Raw genomic sequence first — 17,793 nt, 5'->3', positions numbered from 1 at the left:
AAGTATAAATTTAATATTTATGCACTGTTAATATGAGGTACAAAAACAAATGAAAGAAGTAGTAAGAAAAAAAATCACTGATCAAGAAGCTTTAGACTTTCACAAACAAGGTAGCCCTGGTAAAATTTCAATATTACCTACAAAGCCTCTTACAACTCAAAACGATTTGTCCCTTGCTTACTCTCCGGGTGTTGCAGTACCTTGTATTGAAATTAATAAAGACCCTGATACAGCTTATGATTATACATCCAAAGGAAATTTAGTCGCGGTTATATCGAACGGTACTGCCGTACTTGGTCTTGGTGACCTTGGCGCACTTGCCTCAAAACCAGTTATGGAAGGTAAAGCAGTACTTTTCAAACGTTTTGCTGACATAGATTCAATTGATATTGAAGTAGATACAAAAGACGCAGAAGAATTTATTAACTCGGTGAAATACTTAAGCCCAACATTTGGCGGCATTAACCTTGAAGATATTAAAGCTCCTGAGTGTTTTATTATTGAAAGCCGTTTAAAAGAACTGATGAATATTCCAGTATTCCATGACGATCAGCATGGTACAGCGATTATTACGCTTGCTGGTCTTATTAATGCTGCAGACCTTACAGGCAGAAGCCTTAAAAACCTTAAAGTTGTAGTAAATGGTGCGGGTGCTGCTGGTATTGCTTGTATCGAGCTTATTAAAGCTATGGGCGTCCCACATGACAACGTAATATTATGCGATACAAAAGGCGTAATTTATAAGGGCAGAACTGATGGTATGAATCAGTGGAAATCAGCACATGCGGTTGATACTGAAGCAAGAACACTTACCGAAGCATTAAAAGGTGCGGACGTATTCTTAGGACTTTCTGTAAAAGGTGCAGTAACCCAGGAAATGGTCAAAAACATGGCTGATAAGCCTATCATTTTTGCTATGGCTAACCCTGATCCTGAAATTGTACCAGAAGATGTAAAAGCTGTCAGAGATGACGCAATCGTCGCAACAGGACGTTCTGATTATAGTAATCAGATAAACAACGTTATGGGTTTCCCATATATTTTCCGTGGTGCGCTTGATGTTAGAGCTACAACAATTAACGATGAAATGAAAATTGCAGCAGCAAAAGCTTTAGCTGAACTTGCTCGCGAACCTGTTCCAGATGAAGTATCAGCAGCTTATGCTGGTAAAAAAATGCATTATGGTTCAGAATATATCATTCCTGTACCATTTGACCCAAGACTTATTACACGCATTCCAATGGCTGTAGCAAAAGCTGCTGTTGAAACAGGAGTTGCTAAAAAACCAATTACAGACTGGGAAACATATAAAATGCAGCTTAGTGAAAGGTTAGATCCTGCATCAAGCAGCATGAATCTTATCTTTAAGAAAGTTGCTAAACATCAAAAACGTATTATTTTTGCTGAAGGTGAAGAAGAGCAAGTTATCAGAGCAGCGCTTACATGGCTAAATAGTGGTTACGGCAAAGCTATTCTGGTTGGAAAAGAAAAGAAGATTCAGGAAACCTTAAAATCTATGAATATCGGAGCTGTAGAAGGCTTAGAAATCAGAAATGCGGCTTTAAACAAGGAAGATATTGATAAATACGTAGATTTCTTATACAGCAAATTACAACGTAAAGGTTACTTACACCGTGACTGCGTACGTATGGTTAAAAATGACCGTAATATTTTCGCAGCATGTATGTTAGCTCTAGGTGATGGCGATGCAATTATTTCTGGTATTACAAGGGGTTATACACAAACTTTAGAAAATATTTGCAGAATTATTGATAATAAGCCAGGTCATTTAACAGCAGGCGTATCAATTGCAATTACAAAAGGTAAAGCAATCTTTATTTCAGATACAACTGTAAATGAAATGCCAACATCTGAGCAGCTTGCAGATATTACAATGCAAACAGCTGAATTTGTTAAAAAATTTGGCGAAGAGCCACGTGTTGCGCTTCTTTCATTCTCAAACTTTGGCAATCCAAGAAACTTTGAAAAAGCTGAAAGAATAAGAGAAACTGTAAGAATATTAGAAAAAAGAAATGCAGACTTTGAATTTGATGGAGAAATGTCGGCTGATGTTGCATTAAATGCAGAATTACTCAAACTTTACCCTTTCTGTAAATTACAATCCCCAGCTAATACGCTCATTATGCCTGCTCTTCATTCTGCTAATATTTCGTCTAAACTTATTCAGGAAGTTGGCGGGGCAACGCTAATAGGTCCTATTGTTATAGGTCTTGAGAAACCAGTTCAGATTACAAGAATGGGTTCAACAGTTTCAGAAATTATCAATTTAGCAGCTTTTGCAGCATTGCAAGCTATTGATGGATAATGAAAAACAATTAAAAGATGCCCTGAGTATTAAATCAGGGCATCTTTTGTTTTATAAACACAATTATTGACTTGTTGGTCACATATAATTATTTTGAGACAGTAAATAAGTATTAAATTAAATAAGGTAAGAAATGTCGAATGTAAGTGAATTGCTAGAGCAAAAAAGACAAGCCGCTCTTATTGGTGGTGGTCAGACCAGAATTGATGCTCAGCACGCTAAAGGAAAATTAACTGCCAGAGAAAGAATAGAAGTTTTACTTGATCCCGGTTCTTTTGAAGAAACAGGTATGCTTGTTGAACACAGATGTACCAATTTCGGTATGGAAGCAACAAAAATTCCAGGAGACGGTTGCGTTACTGGTCATGGTACAATTAATGGACGTTTAGTTTTCGTTTATAGTCAGGACTTTACAGTTCTTGGCGGTTCACTCAGTGAAACTAATGCTAAGAAAATTTGCCACATTATGGATATGGCTTTAAAACTTGGCGCTCCTGTTATAGGTATTAATGACTCTGGAGGCGCAAGAATTCAGGAAGGCGTTGACTCGCTTGGTGGATACGGTGAAATTTTCCAGCGTAACGTTATTGCATCTGGCGCTATTCCGCAAATATCATTAATTATGGGTCCTTGTGCTGGTGGTGCAGTATACTCCCCTGCCCTTACAGATTTTACTTTCATGGTAAGAGGTTCATCATACATGTTTGTTACAGGTCCTGATGTGGTTAAAACTGTTACAAATGAAGTAGTTACTCAGGAAAAATTAGGTGGCGCAGATATCCATACTAATAAAAGCGGTGTTGCTGATAATGCTTATGATAGTGATATTGAAGCTTTACTGCAAATTCGCAGACTATTTAACTTCCTTCCTTTATCAAACAGGGGTGAAGCTCCTAGCCGCTATAGCCACGACCCTGCAGATAGAATTGATGCATCTCTAAAAACATTAGTGCCTTCAAATCCAAATAAGCCTTACGATATGCAAGAGCTTATTCTACAAATCGTTGATGAGCATGACTTTTTTGAAATTCAACCTGATTATGCTAAAAACGTTATAATTGGCTTTGCCCGCATGAATGGCAATACCGTCGGTATTGTTGCAAACCAGCCAATGTATTTAGCAGGATGTTTAGACATTAGCGCATCCAGAAAAGCTGCAAGATTCATTAGGTTCTGTGACGCATTTAATATTCCTATCGTTACACTTATTGACGTTCCAGGCTTCTTACCAGGCGTTAGTCAGGAACATAATGGTATTATTAAACACGGTGCTAAATTATTATATGCATATGCCGAAGCTACAGTTCCAAAAATCAGCGTAATCACTCGTAAAGCATATGGCGGGGCTTATATTGTAATGAGTTCCAAACACTTACGCGGTGATCTTAACTACTCGTGGGCTAATGCTGAAATTGCCGTAATGGGTGCGCAAGGTGCTGTTGAAATTATTCATAAAAGCACAATTAAAGATGAAGCTGACAAACAAGAAAAAATCAAAGAATACCAAGAGAAATTTACTAGCCCGTTTGTAGCAGCTTCTCGTGGATTTATTGACAACGTAATTAATCCTGAAGAGACAAGGCTTAATATTTGTCGTGGTCTTGAGCTGCTTAAATCGAAAATTGAAGAGACTCGTCCTTGGAAAAAGCACGATAATCTCCCGTTATAATATTGTTTTTTTTGGTAATATAAATGTCAAATCCAATGTTTGAAAAAGTACTTATTGCTAACCGTGGAGAAATTGCGGTTAGAGTTATTAAAACCCTAAAAAAGCTGGGAATTAAATCAGTTGCTGTATATTCAGAAGCTGATGCAAATTCTCTTCATGCAAAACTTGCAGATGAAGCTTATTATATTGGTCACTCACCAGCTACAGAAAGCTATTTGTCTATCAAAAACCTTATGAATGCTATACGTACATCTGGTGCGCAGGCAGTTCACCCTGGCTATGGCTTTTTATCTGAAAACCCACTTTTTGCTAAAGCCCTTAAAAAAGAAGGCGTAAAGCTTATTGGCCCTAGCATTAAATGTATTGAGTCTATGGGTGATAAAATTGAAGCTAAGAAAATGGCTGAAGCTGCAGGAGTAAATACCGTTCCGGGTTATATGGGCGTTATTAAAGATGCTGATGAAGCAATTGAAATTGCTAAAAAAATTGGCTTCCCTATTATGATTAAAGCCGCAGCTGGTGGTGGTGGACGCGGTATGAGAGTAATTTACTCTGCTGAAGAAATTCCTTCTGCTTTTGCATCTGCTACAAGTGAAGCTAAAAACAGCTTTAACGATGACAGGGTATTTATGGAGAAATTCATTGAAAACCCTCGCCATATTGAAATTCAGGTAATGGCTGACCAACATGGGAATGTTGTTTGTATAGGCGAGAGAGAATGCTCTATTCAAAGACACCATCAAAAGGTTATTGAAGAAGCTCCAAGCCCATTTATCGACGCTGAAACACGTAAGAAAATGTATGACCAAGTTACATCACTTGCTAAAAAAGTAGGCTACTATTCAGCTGGAACAGTAGAATTTATTGTTGATCAACAAAGAAATTTCTACTTCTTAGAAATGAATACAAGACTTCAAGTAGAACACTGCGTTACTGAACTTATTACAGGCATTGACCTTGTAGAACAAATGGTGAGAGTTGCAGCAGGTGAAAAACTAACATTTACTCAGGAAGATATTAAACTTAATGGCTGGGCAATTGAGTCACGTATTTATGCTGAAGACCCTACTCGTGGTTTCCTGCCATCAAGCGGACGCATCACAAAACTTAGCTTTCCAGAGCAAAAAGGCGGCGTAAGGATTGATTCAGGCGTGTATGAAGGCGGTGAAGTTAGTATGTTCTACGATCCAATGATTGCTAAGCTTTGTACACATGCTGAAACACGTGAAGAAGCTATTAAATTAATGCAGTCTTCGCTTGGTGAATGCTTAATTAGCGGGATTTCTCATAATATCAGTTTCTTAGAAGCAATTTTTAGCCATGACAGATTTAAATCTGGTGATATTTCCACAAAGTTCATTGAACAGGAATATCCTGAAGGTTTCTCGGGTGCTGAACTTACAACTGATAACGCTAAAGTGTTTTTAGCTGTTGCGCTTCACGCATACTTAACAGACGCTAAAAGAGCTGCATCAACATCTGGTCAGCTAAAGGGACGTGAACGCCAGATAGGTAACAGATGGGTTGTAGCAATTGATGACCAGCAATACCCTATTGTTGTAAAATCTATTAATGATGGCTATCATATTCGCTTTACTGGTACAAGAATTGACGTTGAAAGCCAGTGGTTACTAGGTACTAAATTATTTAGAGGTACAGTAAACGGTAAAAACGTAGCTGTTAAAATTGAAGAAAATGCTAGCGGTTATTTTTTAACTTATGGCGGAAGAACGGTTAAATCTACCGTTCGTTCCCCAAGAGTTGCAGAACTTGAAAGATATATGCCTCAAACAAAGTTCAAAAGCTTTAGTACTGAATTATTATCACCTATTGCAGGGTCAGTGGTTTCTATTAAAGTAAATGTTGGTGATGAAATTACTCCTGGCAAAGAACTTATTGTTGTAGAAGCTATGAAAATGGAAAACATGATTACAGCAGAACATGCTTGTAAGATTAAAGCAATTCATGTTAAGGAAAAAGATAGCGTTGCAACAAATCAGGTTCTAATCGAATTTGAATAAATTTCTTTAAATTACAAATACTTAAGGCATGATAATGAAAATTCCATGCCTTTTTTATTGACAAAATGTTGATTACTGATTAATATATAGCTAAATTTTAACCATAGGTAATTAGTATGTCATTATTTAATGAAAAAGAGACCTTAAAAGCTTTCCAGGAAAGATTTGCACAAATTGCTCAGTATGTACCAGAAATGCAAAATAATACATTTTCACCAAATAATTCTGAGTGGAATTCAATGCTACAAAGCATGGCTTCTTTTGTACAAAGCGAGAGAAATAATACTCAACAAGTTCCCAATGTAAACAATTTCAATAATTTAACTGGTACAAATGCAGCAGCTGCCCCACAACTCAGCAATTCACAAGTTAATGATTTGAATCAAGTGGCTACTAATGTCAGACAATTATTAACAAACTTTCTTCCACAGTTAAGAGCAAATTTAGGTAATAGCCAGCAAAATAATTTAGTTGATAGCTGGGTAAATAGTTTTGTTGCCTCAATTATTCCTGATAATATTGAAGACCCAAGATTATCTATCTTAAACCAGCCATTAGAAGCTGAAAATGGATCATTTTTAACTGCATCTATCATGAATAATCAACAAAGTTTAATTGATTCATTACCAGAATTAATTCAGTCAATTTTACCAATGGTAGAAAATATCTTAAATCAAGCTACTTCTGACGGAAATAACCTAGATCCGTCTATATTAATAAATAGCTTCGCTGCAAGCATGCTTGAAGTTTTATCTCCAAATCCATTTACCAAAGAAATTCGTGAAGATAATTCTGATCGTTTTGTTGAAATAATTGAAGATAACAAAGAAGATCCTGCACAAGCTGCTAAGCCTAAAGAAACCATTAATAATAAAAAGAAACCGATTGAAAATTTAAGTTCTACAATTTTTGGCAGCTCAATAAACGAAACAGAAATTGAAGTTGAGCAAGATGAACCTGAACACAAATTGCCAAATCCTACAAAAGGAAAAAAACCTACTGTGCCGAGTACAGCTGCTCCAAAAGCACCTACTCCAAAAGCACCTGCTCCAAAAGCACCTGCTCTAAATACACCACCTGCTAATAATGCTAAAACTATTACATTATCTGATGCAGCAGATCATATACATAGTGCATCAAAGAAAGTACGCTGGTTTATTAATGCAATTACAACAGGTATAACTTACGGCGTAAGTAGATATATGCAGGCTAGCCCTGAGCGTGCTGCAATTTATGCTCTTGTAGTATTTGTAATCAACAGAATTTGTGGTGGTTTATACGCTGAAGGGAAAGCTCATAATTTAGGTGGTAAAGCTATTGCTAAATCATTTGCCGACAGCGTTTTCTTAGGTCATAAAAAATGTAAATTAGTTGATCCTAAAACTGAAACAGTAAACTTTGTAGATAAGGTTACTAATAATAAAACAACAACAGAAGCTTTTGTTGTAACACGATAATCATCAGTGGGATGCATAGCATCCCATCTCCTTTTTATTTAAATCAAAGATTGTATTGACTATTTATCAACCTGCAATTATATGTGTTTTAAAATTTAAAATATATATGCAGGGTTTTAAACTATGTCCAGAAGACAAATTGAAGATTGTGAAAAAGAACTACATCAAATAAAACAATCCGGCAGAGAAATTCATAGTGATTTAGCTAGAGCAGGACAGCTTCTGGGCAGCATGCAAAAAACCATCGACGAAATTAAAAACCCATCAAGTTCAAAACCTAAATCAAGAATTATCCCTGCTTGTAATACAATTTAAAAACTTGCTAAGTAAAAAACCTTTCAAATATTCTGCAATACGCGGATTTTTAGATAAGAACAAAGAGAAATTTACAGCTTCAGATGTACAGGAAATTGCTACTATCTTTGGCGATAATGAAAAAATTTTAAAAAACACGCATGTTAAAACTCTACAAGAACTAACAATTTCACTGTGGAAAGTTTATAAACATAATATCAACAAATTCTCTTCTAATACACAGACCGAACTTTTTTGTACAATTTTGGTAAATAATTTTGAACTCAAATACTTTAGGAATAGAAGAATCACCAATATTAGAGTAGAATTAGTTGATAAATTAAATTTATCTTCTGATGAGGTTCTTCAGCTATATCAGAACATTTTACAAAGACGCACAAATCTTAGTACTAATACGGGATTCCATAACACCTTTGAACTTGCAGATCACATTGTTAATAAATTTGGAAGCAAGTTATCAGAACAACATGATGATAACCTTTTTGAAGCCTGGAATCTTATTTCAAAAAAAGAGCAGCATTGTAAATCATTTATACCTAAGAGTGTCATTGCCAAAACTCAGCAAACCTTTATGAATTTTCTTACAAAATATAATAAAGCAGGGTTAATTGCGAAAATAAAAGCTGAATCCGCTATTATTAGCGCTCCAAAACAGGTAACTACAAAGCCAAGCAATCCGCCTAGTCCTTCAATTTCGAGTAACAACTCTCCATCAACAAGTTACGAATTTTCAAGCAGAGTTAGTACTGCCGTTAGTAATACAACTCAAACTGTTACAAATTCAGTTAATGCAGGTTATAACCGTTTAGATTCAGCTGCAAGAGGGCTTGTTGAAACACCAAGTACTACAGAAACAGTAATAAGAGATGTTAGGGAAACAGCAAATGCAGCATTTGGAGCAGTTAAAAATACTTCAAAAAAAGTAGTAAATTATTTCGATCCAGCTCTATTACCTGATTATTATTATAGAAAATCTGAGGGTACTCGTAATGCTATAACACTAGGATCAGCAGCCTTAACATTTATTATAAAATATTCTAAAACAAAAAGCTTTATAAAATCAGCTTTTTATACTGCCATTATAGTGGGCGTGAACAGATTTGGCTGGTCTATATATGCCGAGTGTGAAGCTAACAACTTGAATGCAGAATCTATTTTAAAAGCAGGGAAAAATACCTTTTGCCCAGTTTATTCGTCTGATCAAGGTCTTATAAACAGAGCTGAGTCAAATCTTAGGGAGATGGCTGAAAAAGGTAGAAATTTTGCAAGCAACGTAAGAGCATAATATACTTCAATATAGTTTTGCTTTGCAGCATAAAAGTTCTGCAAAGCAAAACTTCTTATACTTCAACAACACTAAATATGGCTTAAAAATTCCTGGAAACTTATAGCCTCTTTATCTTTATCTGATAATATTGGATCAGTTATATCCCATGGGAATGATATATCTTTATCGTTCCATTTAATGGAAACGTCATGCTCTTTGGAATAATAATTATCAACTTTGTATTCAACAATGCAGTTGTCTTCAAGAGTTAAATAAGCATGTGCAAAGCCTTTTGGAATAAATAACTGCTTTTTATTTTCGCTGCTTAATTCAATGGCAAAATATTTGCCGAATGTATCACTATTTTTCCTTACATCAAGTGCAATATCCAGAATTTTACCACTAACGCATCTAACAAGCTTTGCCTGCGCCATCGGGTTTTTCTGCAAATGAAAACCCCTTAAAGTATTTTTAAATTTGTTGTATGATTCATTGTCCTGAATTGGTGTAAAATTTAGGTTTTCGCTACTTAAATTCTGGCGAAAGCTTTCAAAAAAATAACCCCTGTCATCTAAAAATACTTTTGGCTCGATAATAAAAACGCCCTGCAAATCAGTTTCTTTAAAAATCATAGCCCTACTCCTTCTTTAGCGAGTTTTGCTAAAAATTTTCCGTAATCAACATTTTTCATTTTCGCTGCAATATCCATAAGCTGACTATCATTGATATAACCTTTTGTAAATGCGATTTGCTCAATAGATCCAACCATTAGATTCTGCCTTGATTCAACCGTATGAATAAAATTTGAAGCCTGAATTAATGACTCACATGTACCTGTATCAAGCCATGCAAATCCATTATTAAGAAGCTTCACGTTTAATCTGTTTTGATGTAAATATATGTTGTTTATATCGGTAATTTCAAGCTCACCCCTTCCCGATGGTTTTACATCATGCACAAAATCCACTACGTCATTTGGATAAAAGTAGACCCCTATTACAGCATAATGTGATTTTGGATTTTTAGGTTTTTCTTCAATGGAAATTACTTTATGGTCTTCATTAAATTCTAATACACCATATCTCTCAGGGTCTGAAACATAATAACCAAATACAACTGCATTATTTGAATTTTCAGCAGAACTACTCGCAGTTTCTAGTGCATTTTCAAAATTTGCACCATAAAAAATATTGTCACCTAATGAAAGAGATACTGAAGACTTACCAATAAAGTCTTTGCCAATTTTAAAGCATTCAGCAATTCCCTTTGGTTCATTTTGCACCGCATATTCTATGCTAATACCAATATGACTACCATTACCTAAAAGTGATTTGAAACTTTCTATATCTCTTGGGGATGAAATTAATAGAATATCACGAATGCCCGCTAGCATTAACGTTGATAATGAATAATAAATCATCGGCTTATTATATATTGGTAGCAAATGTTTATTAGTTACCATAGTAATAGGATATAGTCTTGTTGCGTTACCACCCGCAAGTAAAATGCCTTTCATGCACTCTCCTAATTGCAAAATTTTGAAAACTCACTATTATAGTAATTGGATTTAAATTGTACTATGCGTCGCATCCTCGCTCACGTAAACTTTACTACGCTTCGCTCGTCACTACTATATTGCAATTTAACTACAATCACTATATTTTAGTAAACTTAATTATTCTAAAGAAAACATATTATGAATACAAACATACTTTATTACCACAGCGTTTGCCCTAAGTCTAGATTTGTCAGAATTTTAATGCAGGAATTAGATTTTGAAGCCGAAATTAAAATCGAAGAGTACTGGAAATTCAGAGACAATTTTTTAAAAATAAACCCAGCTGGTGATTTACCAATATTAGTAACAAAAAATGAGAAAACTAATAAGCCGCAAATTATTACAGGTATATTTGCTATATTTGAGTATGTTATTCATCATCGTCAGAATAATTTTCTAATAGATCAAAATCAATATAACATGGCTGAGGTAAGAAGACTTATTGAGTGGTGTACAGTCAAAATGTACAATGAAGTAACAATGCCACTTATCAATGAAAAAATCATATGTTATTACCGTAAAGATAATTCACCAAATTCACAAATTATCAGAAATGCAAAACATAATTTAAATTTTCATTTAGAATATTTGTCTATGTTACTCAGCGAAAATGACTGGGTAGCAGGCAATAAAATTTCTGCAGCCGACTTATTTTTTGCATCTCATATTTCTACGCTCGATTATTTAGGGGAAATTTCATGGCCTAATTATCAAACTTTAAAACATTGGTATATGCTTATAAAATCAAGACCTAGTTTTAGAAATATATTGAATGAAAAAATAACAGGTTTTGCACCTAGTAATTCATATGAATTGTTAGATTTTTAAATAATTAAATGTTAATAAAAAAATTTGATCTTTATCATTTAAAGTTTTTTTATAAAAAAGATGACTTTTAAATGAAATAGTGATAATTTTTAATTATCTTTTAAAATAAATGTGCTATAAATAATTGAAATTTGGTTTGATTTTGTAATCTGAGGGATAAAATATTATGTACGACAGTCCTAGAACTAAGCTAATAAAGTCAGTATTTGATAACGAGGTTAATTTTTTAACATTCCGTAATATCTGTGCTGAACTTGAAGCAAAAAATTCTATAGTCAAAATCTATGATCGTGAGTTAAGAGATCATTATAATAATCTTAAAAAAGAATTCAGAGAGCTTTTTAAAATAACAACTAAAAATTTTGATATAGATTTTAATAATAAACTGTTAATTACAAAAATTACTGAGATTTTAGTACAATCTATTAAAACATTTGCAGAAAATTTTTCAGCAAATCGTATGTTACCGAATAAATTAAATCCACTAATTATCGCAAGGGAAGTTAGCAAAACATATATTAGTAAAATTGAAGATTTGGTTAAAAATCAGGCTTTAGTTTTTGCTGATAGTGCTAACACTAAAGAAGAGCAATTAGAAAATCACTAAGATTTTCCAGTTAATTTTATTTTAAAAAAGAGCCTAATTTTAGGCTCTTTTTTTATATTATTTTTTTAAACAATATACAGCTTCCCTTGGATCTACCATAGATCTAAACTTTGCCATAGGCTTATCTGACTGGTAGTTAGCTTCTTGCTCTACAATTGCTTTAGCACCTTCTGGATAAGAGGGATCTACATTAGTAGTATTATTGTTATTACTTCCAAAAACAGAACTTATTAGCTTCCCTACAATAGGAATTTTCTTAGCATACACTATGGCTGATTTGGCTAATAAATAAGACATACCAAATGTAATAGCGTTTCCAAAAGTATCATTTTTTTCACTATCTTTGTTTTTCAAAGATGCGATAGCTATAAAAATAAATGAAGAGAATAATACAGCTTTACCAACCTCTTTTATGGCTTTATTGGTAAATTTATATTCCACTTTAATATTAGTATAGGGATTTGGTATACCAACAATTTTAACCTTAGACCAGTCTATATGATCTTGCTTAAGTAAAGCTTCAGATAATCTTTTTTCCAGAAGTTTTATTTTAGAATTTCGCTCTTTATCACCAGGTAAAAAATCTTGCGATAGTACTTCCAAATATTCTAATTCCTTAGGCAGCCTGTTTTTAAAACTAATATTAATTGGTACAGTTAAACTTCTAAGTGAAGTATCAAACAAATCTGGAATCTCAGTATTATCATCAAAATGATCAAGGTATAGATTTCTAGTTTTAAATATATTATCAATGCCTACTATCATAACATTCTTTAAATCTATCCCTTCAATTTTAAGCAAATCAATCTCATGAATTTTAGTCCCTTTTAAAAATAAAAACTTAAGGTTCTCAGGTAATTTACCCGAAAGATCTTTTGCACTTATATTTTCACAACCTGTCAGATCAATTTCTTCTAAACATGGCATTTTTGATAAATCTGGAAAATTATTAAATGTTTTAGAGGTTATTTTTAACGTCTTAAGATAAAATGGAAGATTTCCTATAGATAATACGTTTTCTTTAATAATCAAGTTTCTAAGTTTTGTTTCATTACGTATATTAGGCACTCTGTAAGGTAGCTTTCCATTATGTAATGTAGTAGTCTCTGTATACTCAATTTTCCTATTATCGGTAACTTCTACTTTTGACCAGTCTATTCCACCAATTGACTGGTAATTTTGGTAGTTAATTTTTGTACCAACAAAACAAATTTTCTCTAAACCTTTAGGCAGTTTGAATGATAATTGATGTGGCTGAATAGTGTTAGAGCCATATAGGTTAAGCTCTTTTAAATTCTCCATTTTTGATAAATCTGGAAAAACTTTTAAATCAGCACATATAACTAATGTTTCAAGCGAAGAAGGAAGATTACCAAGTTCAGTAACACCCCAAAAGATCGAAAGCTTTTTAAGCTTTGTAAGTCGCGCAAAGTTAGGTAGCCTGCCTCTAATACTATCTTCACTACTACCAAAAGATATTTCTTCTTTTTTAAATAAATTGCTAATCCCTCTTATCCTAACTTCAGACCAGTTTACGCCTTGTATTTCTAGCAGACCAAACATGGTTATAGACGTACCTGTTAAATCAATTGCTTTAAGATTTTTAGGTAAATTATTTGATAGCATATATGCAGCAATCATTTTAGCACCACTAAAATCAATAGACTCAATATGACCAAAATTTGATAAATTAGGAAAATTGTGCAGAGAAAAATGGGTAGCAACAATATGAGTTTCTTTAAAAATATTAGAAACTCCAATAAAGCGAATATGTTTTACATCTTCTATAGTTAATTCATAATTTAAAATATTAGCAAGATCTAGGACCGTTATATTAGATTTAGTTAAATTAATACTTTTCGGTCTTACAGTATCTATAAATTTTGCAAGATCCATGGTCGTAATAATGCTATTAGAAAAATCAAGATGCTTTACATTACGACCTAATAAATTTATATAAGAGTTATATTCAACTATTTGATCTATACCTAAATAGTTAAATTTTATAGTACTATCACGCTTTAAATTACTAATACCTGTAACAATAATATTTCCCAGCGTAATGCCTTTAACCTTAAATAATTCTATAATATGGTTATAAGTGGTTTCTGCACCTTGAACATCAAAATTAATTTTTCTAACGCTACGTGGTATTTTATAGTCAAGATTTTTAATATGATCAATGTGAAGAGAAAGCTCCGTAATATCATCATTGCCATATAAATTTGGCATTTGGTCATATTGATCTATATAAAAATACTGGGTTTCAGAAGGCATTTCAAATGGGGTATCTTCTCCTATTACATTTATAGCATTCCAGTCAATTTGAGTGCTTGACTCGATAAATTCATTTTCTGAAATAGCAGCATGCTCTAAAATTAGTTCTTTAAAGGACTTAGGAAGTTTATATTTTGTAAGGCATTTGATAGCTTCTTTACAACCATGTAAATTTAGACTGACTAGTTTAGAATCCGATAAATCTGGGAAATCCTCATAACTAATATCATCAAGCCTGACGTAGCTTTCATGATAAATATTTTTGGCGCCTGTTATTTTAATATCCTTAAGGTTTTTTATTTTTAATAAATCTTGAGGATCAACTTTTGCATTTTTAAAGTTCAAAAACTTTATTGTCTCAGGAAGTTTTGTAGCTAAATCCTCACCATTAATTATATCACCAGTAATAATAACGCTTTCTATACCAGTACTACTTAAATCAGGAAATGAAGAGCCTTGAAACTCTAGTGATTGAAGATTTTTAGGCATTAAATCAACAAATTTTGACATATCAATTTTATCGTCAATATATAAATGATTTACGCTTACACCACTCATATTTGGAAGGTCACCTTGCAGTAAAAATAGTTTATCAATATTTTGAGGAAATTTATCAGCTAGATTATGTGATTCGTTAAAATTACCCATTATGATAAATGATTGATGATCTGCTATTATTTCAGATTCTATTTCATCGAAAAGACCATTAATAATAGTCCATCTTCCTGCTTCATTCAGAAAGTTTGGAAAATTTGTATTAAAATCAATATTGTTAATTTTAACTTCTTTCAGGTTCTTTGGTATTTTTGCATAAAAATCATCAGGAAAATAGCCTACATTTTTAATTTCCAAATCATCAATCTCTACATTCGATAAATCTGGAAATTCAGTGATTTTGCCGTCAATTATAAGACGGTTTATTTTCTTAGGTAAATATGCCAATACATTATCTAAGTTTCCTGATGTAACAGTTACATCTAATGTTTTTACATTTTTATTTCTTAAATCTATTTTGCTAAGTCCGTTGTAATTATATACATATAAATATAATGCGGATTTTTCAGGTATAATTTGCATTATATCAGCTGAATATTTTTCTAAATATAAAGCTATAACTTCATATTCTGTAAAATCTTTAAAGCATTCAAGGTACGGTGAGTCTGGTGCATTTATAAATAATGACTCTACTTTTAGATTAGGCATAGCTGATAGTACATTTACAATTTTATTAGCGAAGTCAGCGTTATCAATCTCTAAAGATAATGTTATGATATGAATTTTTTTAATATTTTCGGGTAACTTCGCCATTTTTAAACTAAAATCATTAAGCTCTTCTTCATTTCTAATTTGAATAGCTTGACTAGGTAAATATGTATCAACCTGATATATATTTTGTATGCCTTTTAAATTAATTTTTTTAAATTCAAAGTTTCTAAAATCAAAGTTCTTAAATTCAAAAATATCAAAAGCATCGTATGACTTAGGATTTAAATATAATGTTTTTAGGTTTTTAGGCAATTTTTCATTTAAATCATTTACATTAAAATAACCTAAAACTCCTATTTCAAGGTCATCTAAAGATTTTTTTGGCTCTTCTGCACCTAGAAAAACGCTATTTAAATTAGGAAAAGTTTCAGTAGAATCACCGAAATATAGTTTCTTTAATGAGCTGGGCAGTTTTTGAAAATTGATGTTTTGAGAATTATGAATTTTTAATTCTTCAATACTAGTTTCTGATAAGTCAAGATTATTAAAAATACTGCCAATATGAAGTTTTTTTAAATTATCAGGTAGCATTTTAATATGAAAATAGGCACGTTCCTTTATTTCTAAAGTATCAAGTTTACTTAGTTTTGATAAATCTGTGATCTCACCTAATTCGTATCTCACAATCAAAATAAATCTAACTTTGTCTAACTGCGCACTTTTCTCAAGATCAGTTATAACATTGCGAAGTTCAAACTGGTTTTTAACAGTTATTTGTCCATCAAAGTTATTTTCGTTAATTTCTCTTATTTGATTTGAAGTAGCTCTAAACTTTGCTAGATCCCCTACAGTAAGGAATTGATTCATATAGCTATGCATCTCTGCCGGTAAATCTGTGATTGTAAGTTCGTTTTTCATTCTGTTAACCTTAATAATATCATTATATTCAAGGTTAACTTAATTAAAAATTACCAAATGACAAGTTAATATTGATTAATAAATTTTAATAAATATTAAACTTAGGCGATCTTGGATTTTCCAAAGATATTTTTAATTTTACTTAAAACGCCGCCACTTTTTGATATAAAAAAGTTGTTTTTACGCATGGAAATTTTCTTAGCGGCATAGTTTACAAGACCAGCCGTTGTTGCAAAAGCTGGGTCGCTATTAAATAAGTCCCAGTTATTTGTCATAGCAACTAAGCTCCTAGGAAGCCCTACGGTAACCTTTCTATGAAGCTTATTAGATAAATAGTCAGGCATACCAAAAAGTGACGCCCCACCACCTGTAATAACTATATTTTGAGAAGAATATGAGAAATTCACGTTATTTATTTTGTTGGTGATCATCTCAACAATCTCATCAACCCTGGCAACAATCACCTCAGAAAGTTCACGCTTAGTAATATAATTGCTTTGGTTATTATCATTTAGATCAATTTCGATTGTAGTTCTACCATCATCTTCGATTGGGGCAGCTGAACCATGTAAAATTTTCAGTTTTTCTGCTTGCAAATAACTTATGTTAAAAGCCATCTGAATGTCATTAGTTATATGATGACTTCCTACAGGTATAGTATCAATATACTTAATAATTGAGTTTTCATACACCGCTATTGTTGTAATCATAGCACCAATATCAATAAGCGTAATTCCTTGCTCTTTTTCATTATTGCTTAAAACGCCCAGACCTGAAGCATAAGCACCAACTACAATGTCAGCAATGTTTACCTGAGACCTTGAAAAACAATTATCAAGATTTTGAATAATAGATGCAGGCGCAAGAATCACATTAATTTTGCAAGTGAGCTTTTTACCAACCATCCCAATTGGGTTGCTAATCCCTGTAACTTCATCTACAACATATTCTGTAGGTATATAATGAATAATCTCATATTGTTCCTGATTGATATTATCAAGAGCTATTTTAATAGCGCGGTTGATGTCTTTTTCTTTGATATAATTATCATTAATAGAGATTTTAGACGATATAATATGAGAGCTTATTTTCCCGCCTGATATTGCAACAAAAACGTCATCAATTTTTGCGTGCAGTGATTCTTCAGCTCCAGAAATTACTTCTGATATTGCCTGAGACGCAAGGTTTATATCAACAATTTTACCTGCCTTCACACCCCTAGACATTTGATAATTTAGCGATATTATATCTAAAGTTTCAGCAGTATCATTATATTTTGCTACCGCACAAACAATTTTTGAACTTCCAATATCTATAACAGCAACATTATCACTTTTTATCATT

The 17,793-nt window shown here is 32.8% G+C and carries 12 protein-coding genes; 8 read left to right on the top strand and 4 right to left on the bottom strand.

What is annotated here, in order from left to right; all coding sequences use genetic code 11:
* The first annotated feature begins 49 nt into the window (after positions 1–49).
* From BGO27_04050 to BGO27_04025, 6 genes are all read left to right on the top strand, one after another.
* On the top strand, positions 50–2,326 hold the full coding sequence (locus tag BGO27_04050; GenBank protein ID OJV16002.1) for an NADP-dependent malic enzyme: 2,277 nt from the start codon (positions 50–52) through the stop codon (positions 2,324–2,326).
* Between the two features lie 133 nt (positions 2,327–2,459).
* Positions 2,460–3,995: a methylmalonyl-CoA carboxyltransferase gene (locus tag BGO27_04045; GenBank protein OJV16001.1), complete on the top strand. Its 1,536-nt coding sequence runs from the start codon at positions 2,460–2,462 to the stop codon at positions 3,993–3,995.
* A gap of 23 nt (positions 3,996–4,018) precedes the next feature.
* On the top strand, positions 4,019–6,016 hold the full coding sequence (locus tag BGO27_04040) for a propionyl-CoA carboxylase (GenBank protein ID OJV16000.1): 1,998 nt from the start codon (positions 4,019–4,021) through the stop codon (positions 6,014–6,016).
* 116 nt (positions 6,017–6,132) lie between these two features.
* Positions 6,133–7,473 (top strand): hypothetical protein, encoded by a 1,341-nt coding sequence (locus tag BGO27_04035; GenBank protein ID OJV15999.1) that lies wholly within the window; start codon positions 6,133–6,135, stop codon positions 7,471–7,473.
* A gap of 123 nt (positions 7,474–7,596) precedes the next feature.
* Entirely contained in the window at positions 7,597–7,788 is a 192-nt protein-coding gene (locus BGO27_04030; protein ID OJV15998.1) for a hypothetical protein, read from the top strand.
* Positions 7,789–7,792: 4 nt separating this feature from the next.
* The gene (locus tag BGO27_04025; GenBank protein ID OJV15997.1) at positions 7,793–9,073 is read left to right on the top strand and encodes a hypothetical protein; all 1,281 of its coding nucleotides are present in this window, start codon (positions 7,793–7,795) and stop codon (positions 9,071–9,073) included.
* 71 nt (positions 9,074–9,144) lie between these two features.
* On the opposite strand, the gene BGO27_04020 is transcribed toward BGO27_04025, so the two are convergent.
* Together BGO27_04020 and BGO27_04015 are read right to left on the bottom strand one after the other, a co-directional pair.
* Complete coding sequence (locus BGO27_04020; GenBank protein ID OJV15996.1) at positions 9,145–9,687, bottom strand: dTDP-4-dehydrorhamnose 3,5-epimerase; 543 nt, start codon at positions 9,685–9,687, stop codon at positions 9,145–9,147.
* Complete coding sequence (locus tag BGO27_04015; protein OJV15995.1) at positions 9,684–10,571, bottom strand: glucose-1-phosphate thymidylyltransferase; 888 nt, start codon at positions 10,569–10,571, stop codon at positions 9,684–9,686. The genes BGO27_04020 and BGO27_04015 overlap by 4 nt, the downstream gene beginning before the upstream one ends.
* 180 nt (positions 10,572–10,751) lie before the next feature.
* On the opposite strand from BGO27_04015, the gene BGO27_04010 reads away from it, so the two are divergent.
* Positions 10,752–11,441, top strand: coding sequence for a hypothetical protein (locus BGO27_04010; protein OJV15994.1), 690 nt, complete (start codon positions 10,752–10,754; stop codon positions 11,439–11,441).
* A 166-nt stretch (positions 11,442–11,607) separates the two neighbouring features.
* Positions 11,608–12,048 carry a hypothetical protein gene (locus BGO27_04005; protein OJV15993.1) on the top strand — a complete coding sequence of 147 codons (441 nt, stop codon included), beginning with the start codon at positions 11,608–11,610 and terminating at the stop codon, positions 12,046–12,048.
* Positions 12,049–12,105: 57 nt separating this feature from the next.
* Here BGO27_04005 and BGO27_04000 read toward each other — a convergent pair whose 3' ends face one another.
* A complete protein-coding gene (locus BGO27_04000) occupies positions 12,106–16,449 on the bottom strand; it encodes a hypothetical protein (GenBank protein ID OJV15992.1) in 4,344 nt (1,447 codons plus the stop codon).
* 101 nt (positions 16,450–16,550) lie between these two features.
* Positions 16,551–17,792 carry a cell division protein FtsA gene (locus BGO27_03995; protein ID OJV15991.1) on the bottom strand — a complete coding sequence of 414 codons (1,242 nt, stop codon included), beginning with the start codon at positions 17,790–17,792 and terminating at the stop codon, positions 16,551–16,553.
* Position 17,793: the final 1 nt, after the last annotated feature.

It is taken from the genome of Alphaproteobacteria bacterium 33-17, assembly GCA_001897445.1.
In the GTDB taxonomy this organism is placed as follows: domain Bacteria; phylum Pseudomonadota; class Alphaproteobacteria; order Rickettsiales; family 33-17; genus 33-17.
The sequence above is the reverse complement of the archived record's forward strand: the minus strand, read 5'-3'. Positions and strand labels throughout refer to the sequence as shown.

Bases quoted from the DNA above. Each gene is read 5' to 3' on its own strand.
- BGO27_04050 (OJV16002.1), top strand. From the start codon at position 50: ATGAAAGAAGTAGTAAGAAAAAAAATCACTGATCAAGAAGCTTTAGAC.
- BGO27_04045 (OJV16001.1), top strand. From the start codon at position 2,460: ATGTCGAATGTAAGTGAATTGCTAGAGCAAAAAAGACAAGCCGCTCTT.
- BGO27_04040 (OJV16000.1), top strand. From the start codon at position 4,019: ATGTCAAATCCAATGTTTGAAAAAGTACTTATTGCTAACCGTGGAGAA.
- BGO27_04035 (OJV15999.1), top strand. From the start codon at position 6,133: ATGTCATTATTTAATGAAAAAGAGACCTTAAAAGCTTTCCAGGAAAGA.
- BGO27_04030 (OJV15998.1), top strand. From the start codon at position 7,597: ATGTCCAGAAGACAAATTGAAGATTGTGAAAAAGAACTACATCAAATA.
- BGO27_04020 (OJV15996.1), bottom strand. From the start codon at position 9,687: ATGATTTTTAAAGAAACTGATTTGCAGGGCGTTTTTATTATCGAGCCA.
- BGO27_04015 (OJV15995.1), bottom strand. From the start codon at position 10,571: ATGAAAGGCATTTTACTTGCGGGTGGTAACGCAACAAGACTATATCCT.
- BGO27_04010 (OJV15994.1), top strand. From the start codon at position 10,752: ATGAATACAAACATACTTTATTACCACAGCGTTTGCCCTAAGTCTAGA.
- BGO27_04005 (OJV15993.1), top strand. From the start codon at position 11,608: ATGTACGACAGTCCTAGAACTAAGCTAATAAAGTCAGTATTTGATAAC.
- BGO27_04000 (OJV15992.1), bottom strand. From the start codon at position 16,449: ATGAAAAACGAACTTACAATCACAGATTTACCGGCAGAGATGCATAGC.
- BGO27_03995 (OJV15991.1), bottom strand. From the start codon at position 17,792: ATGATAAAAAGTGATAATGTTGCTGTTATAGATATTGGAAGTTCAAAA.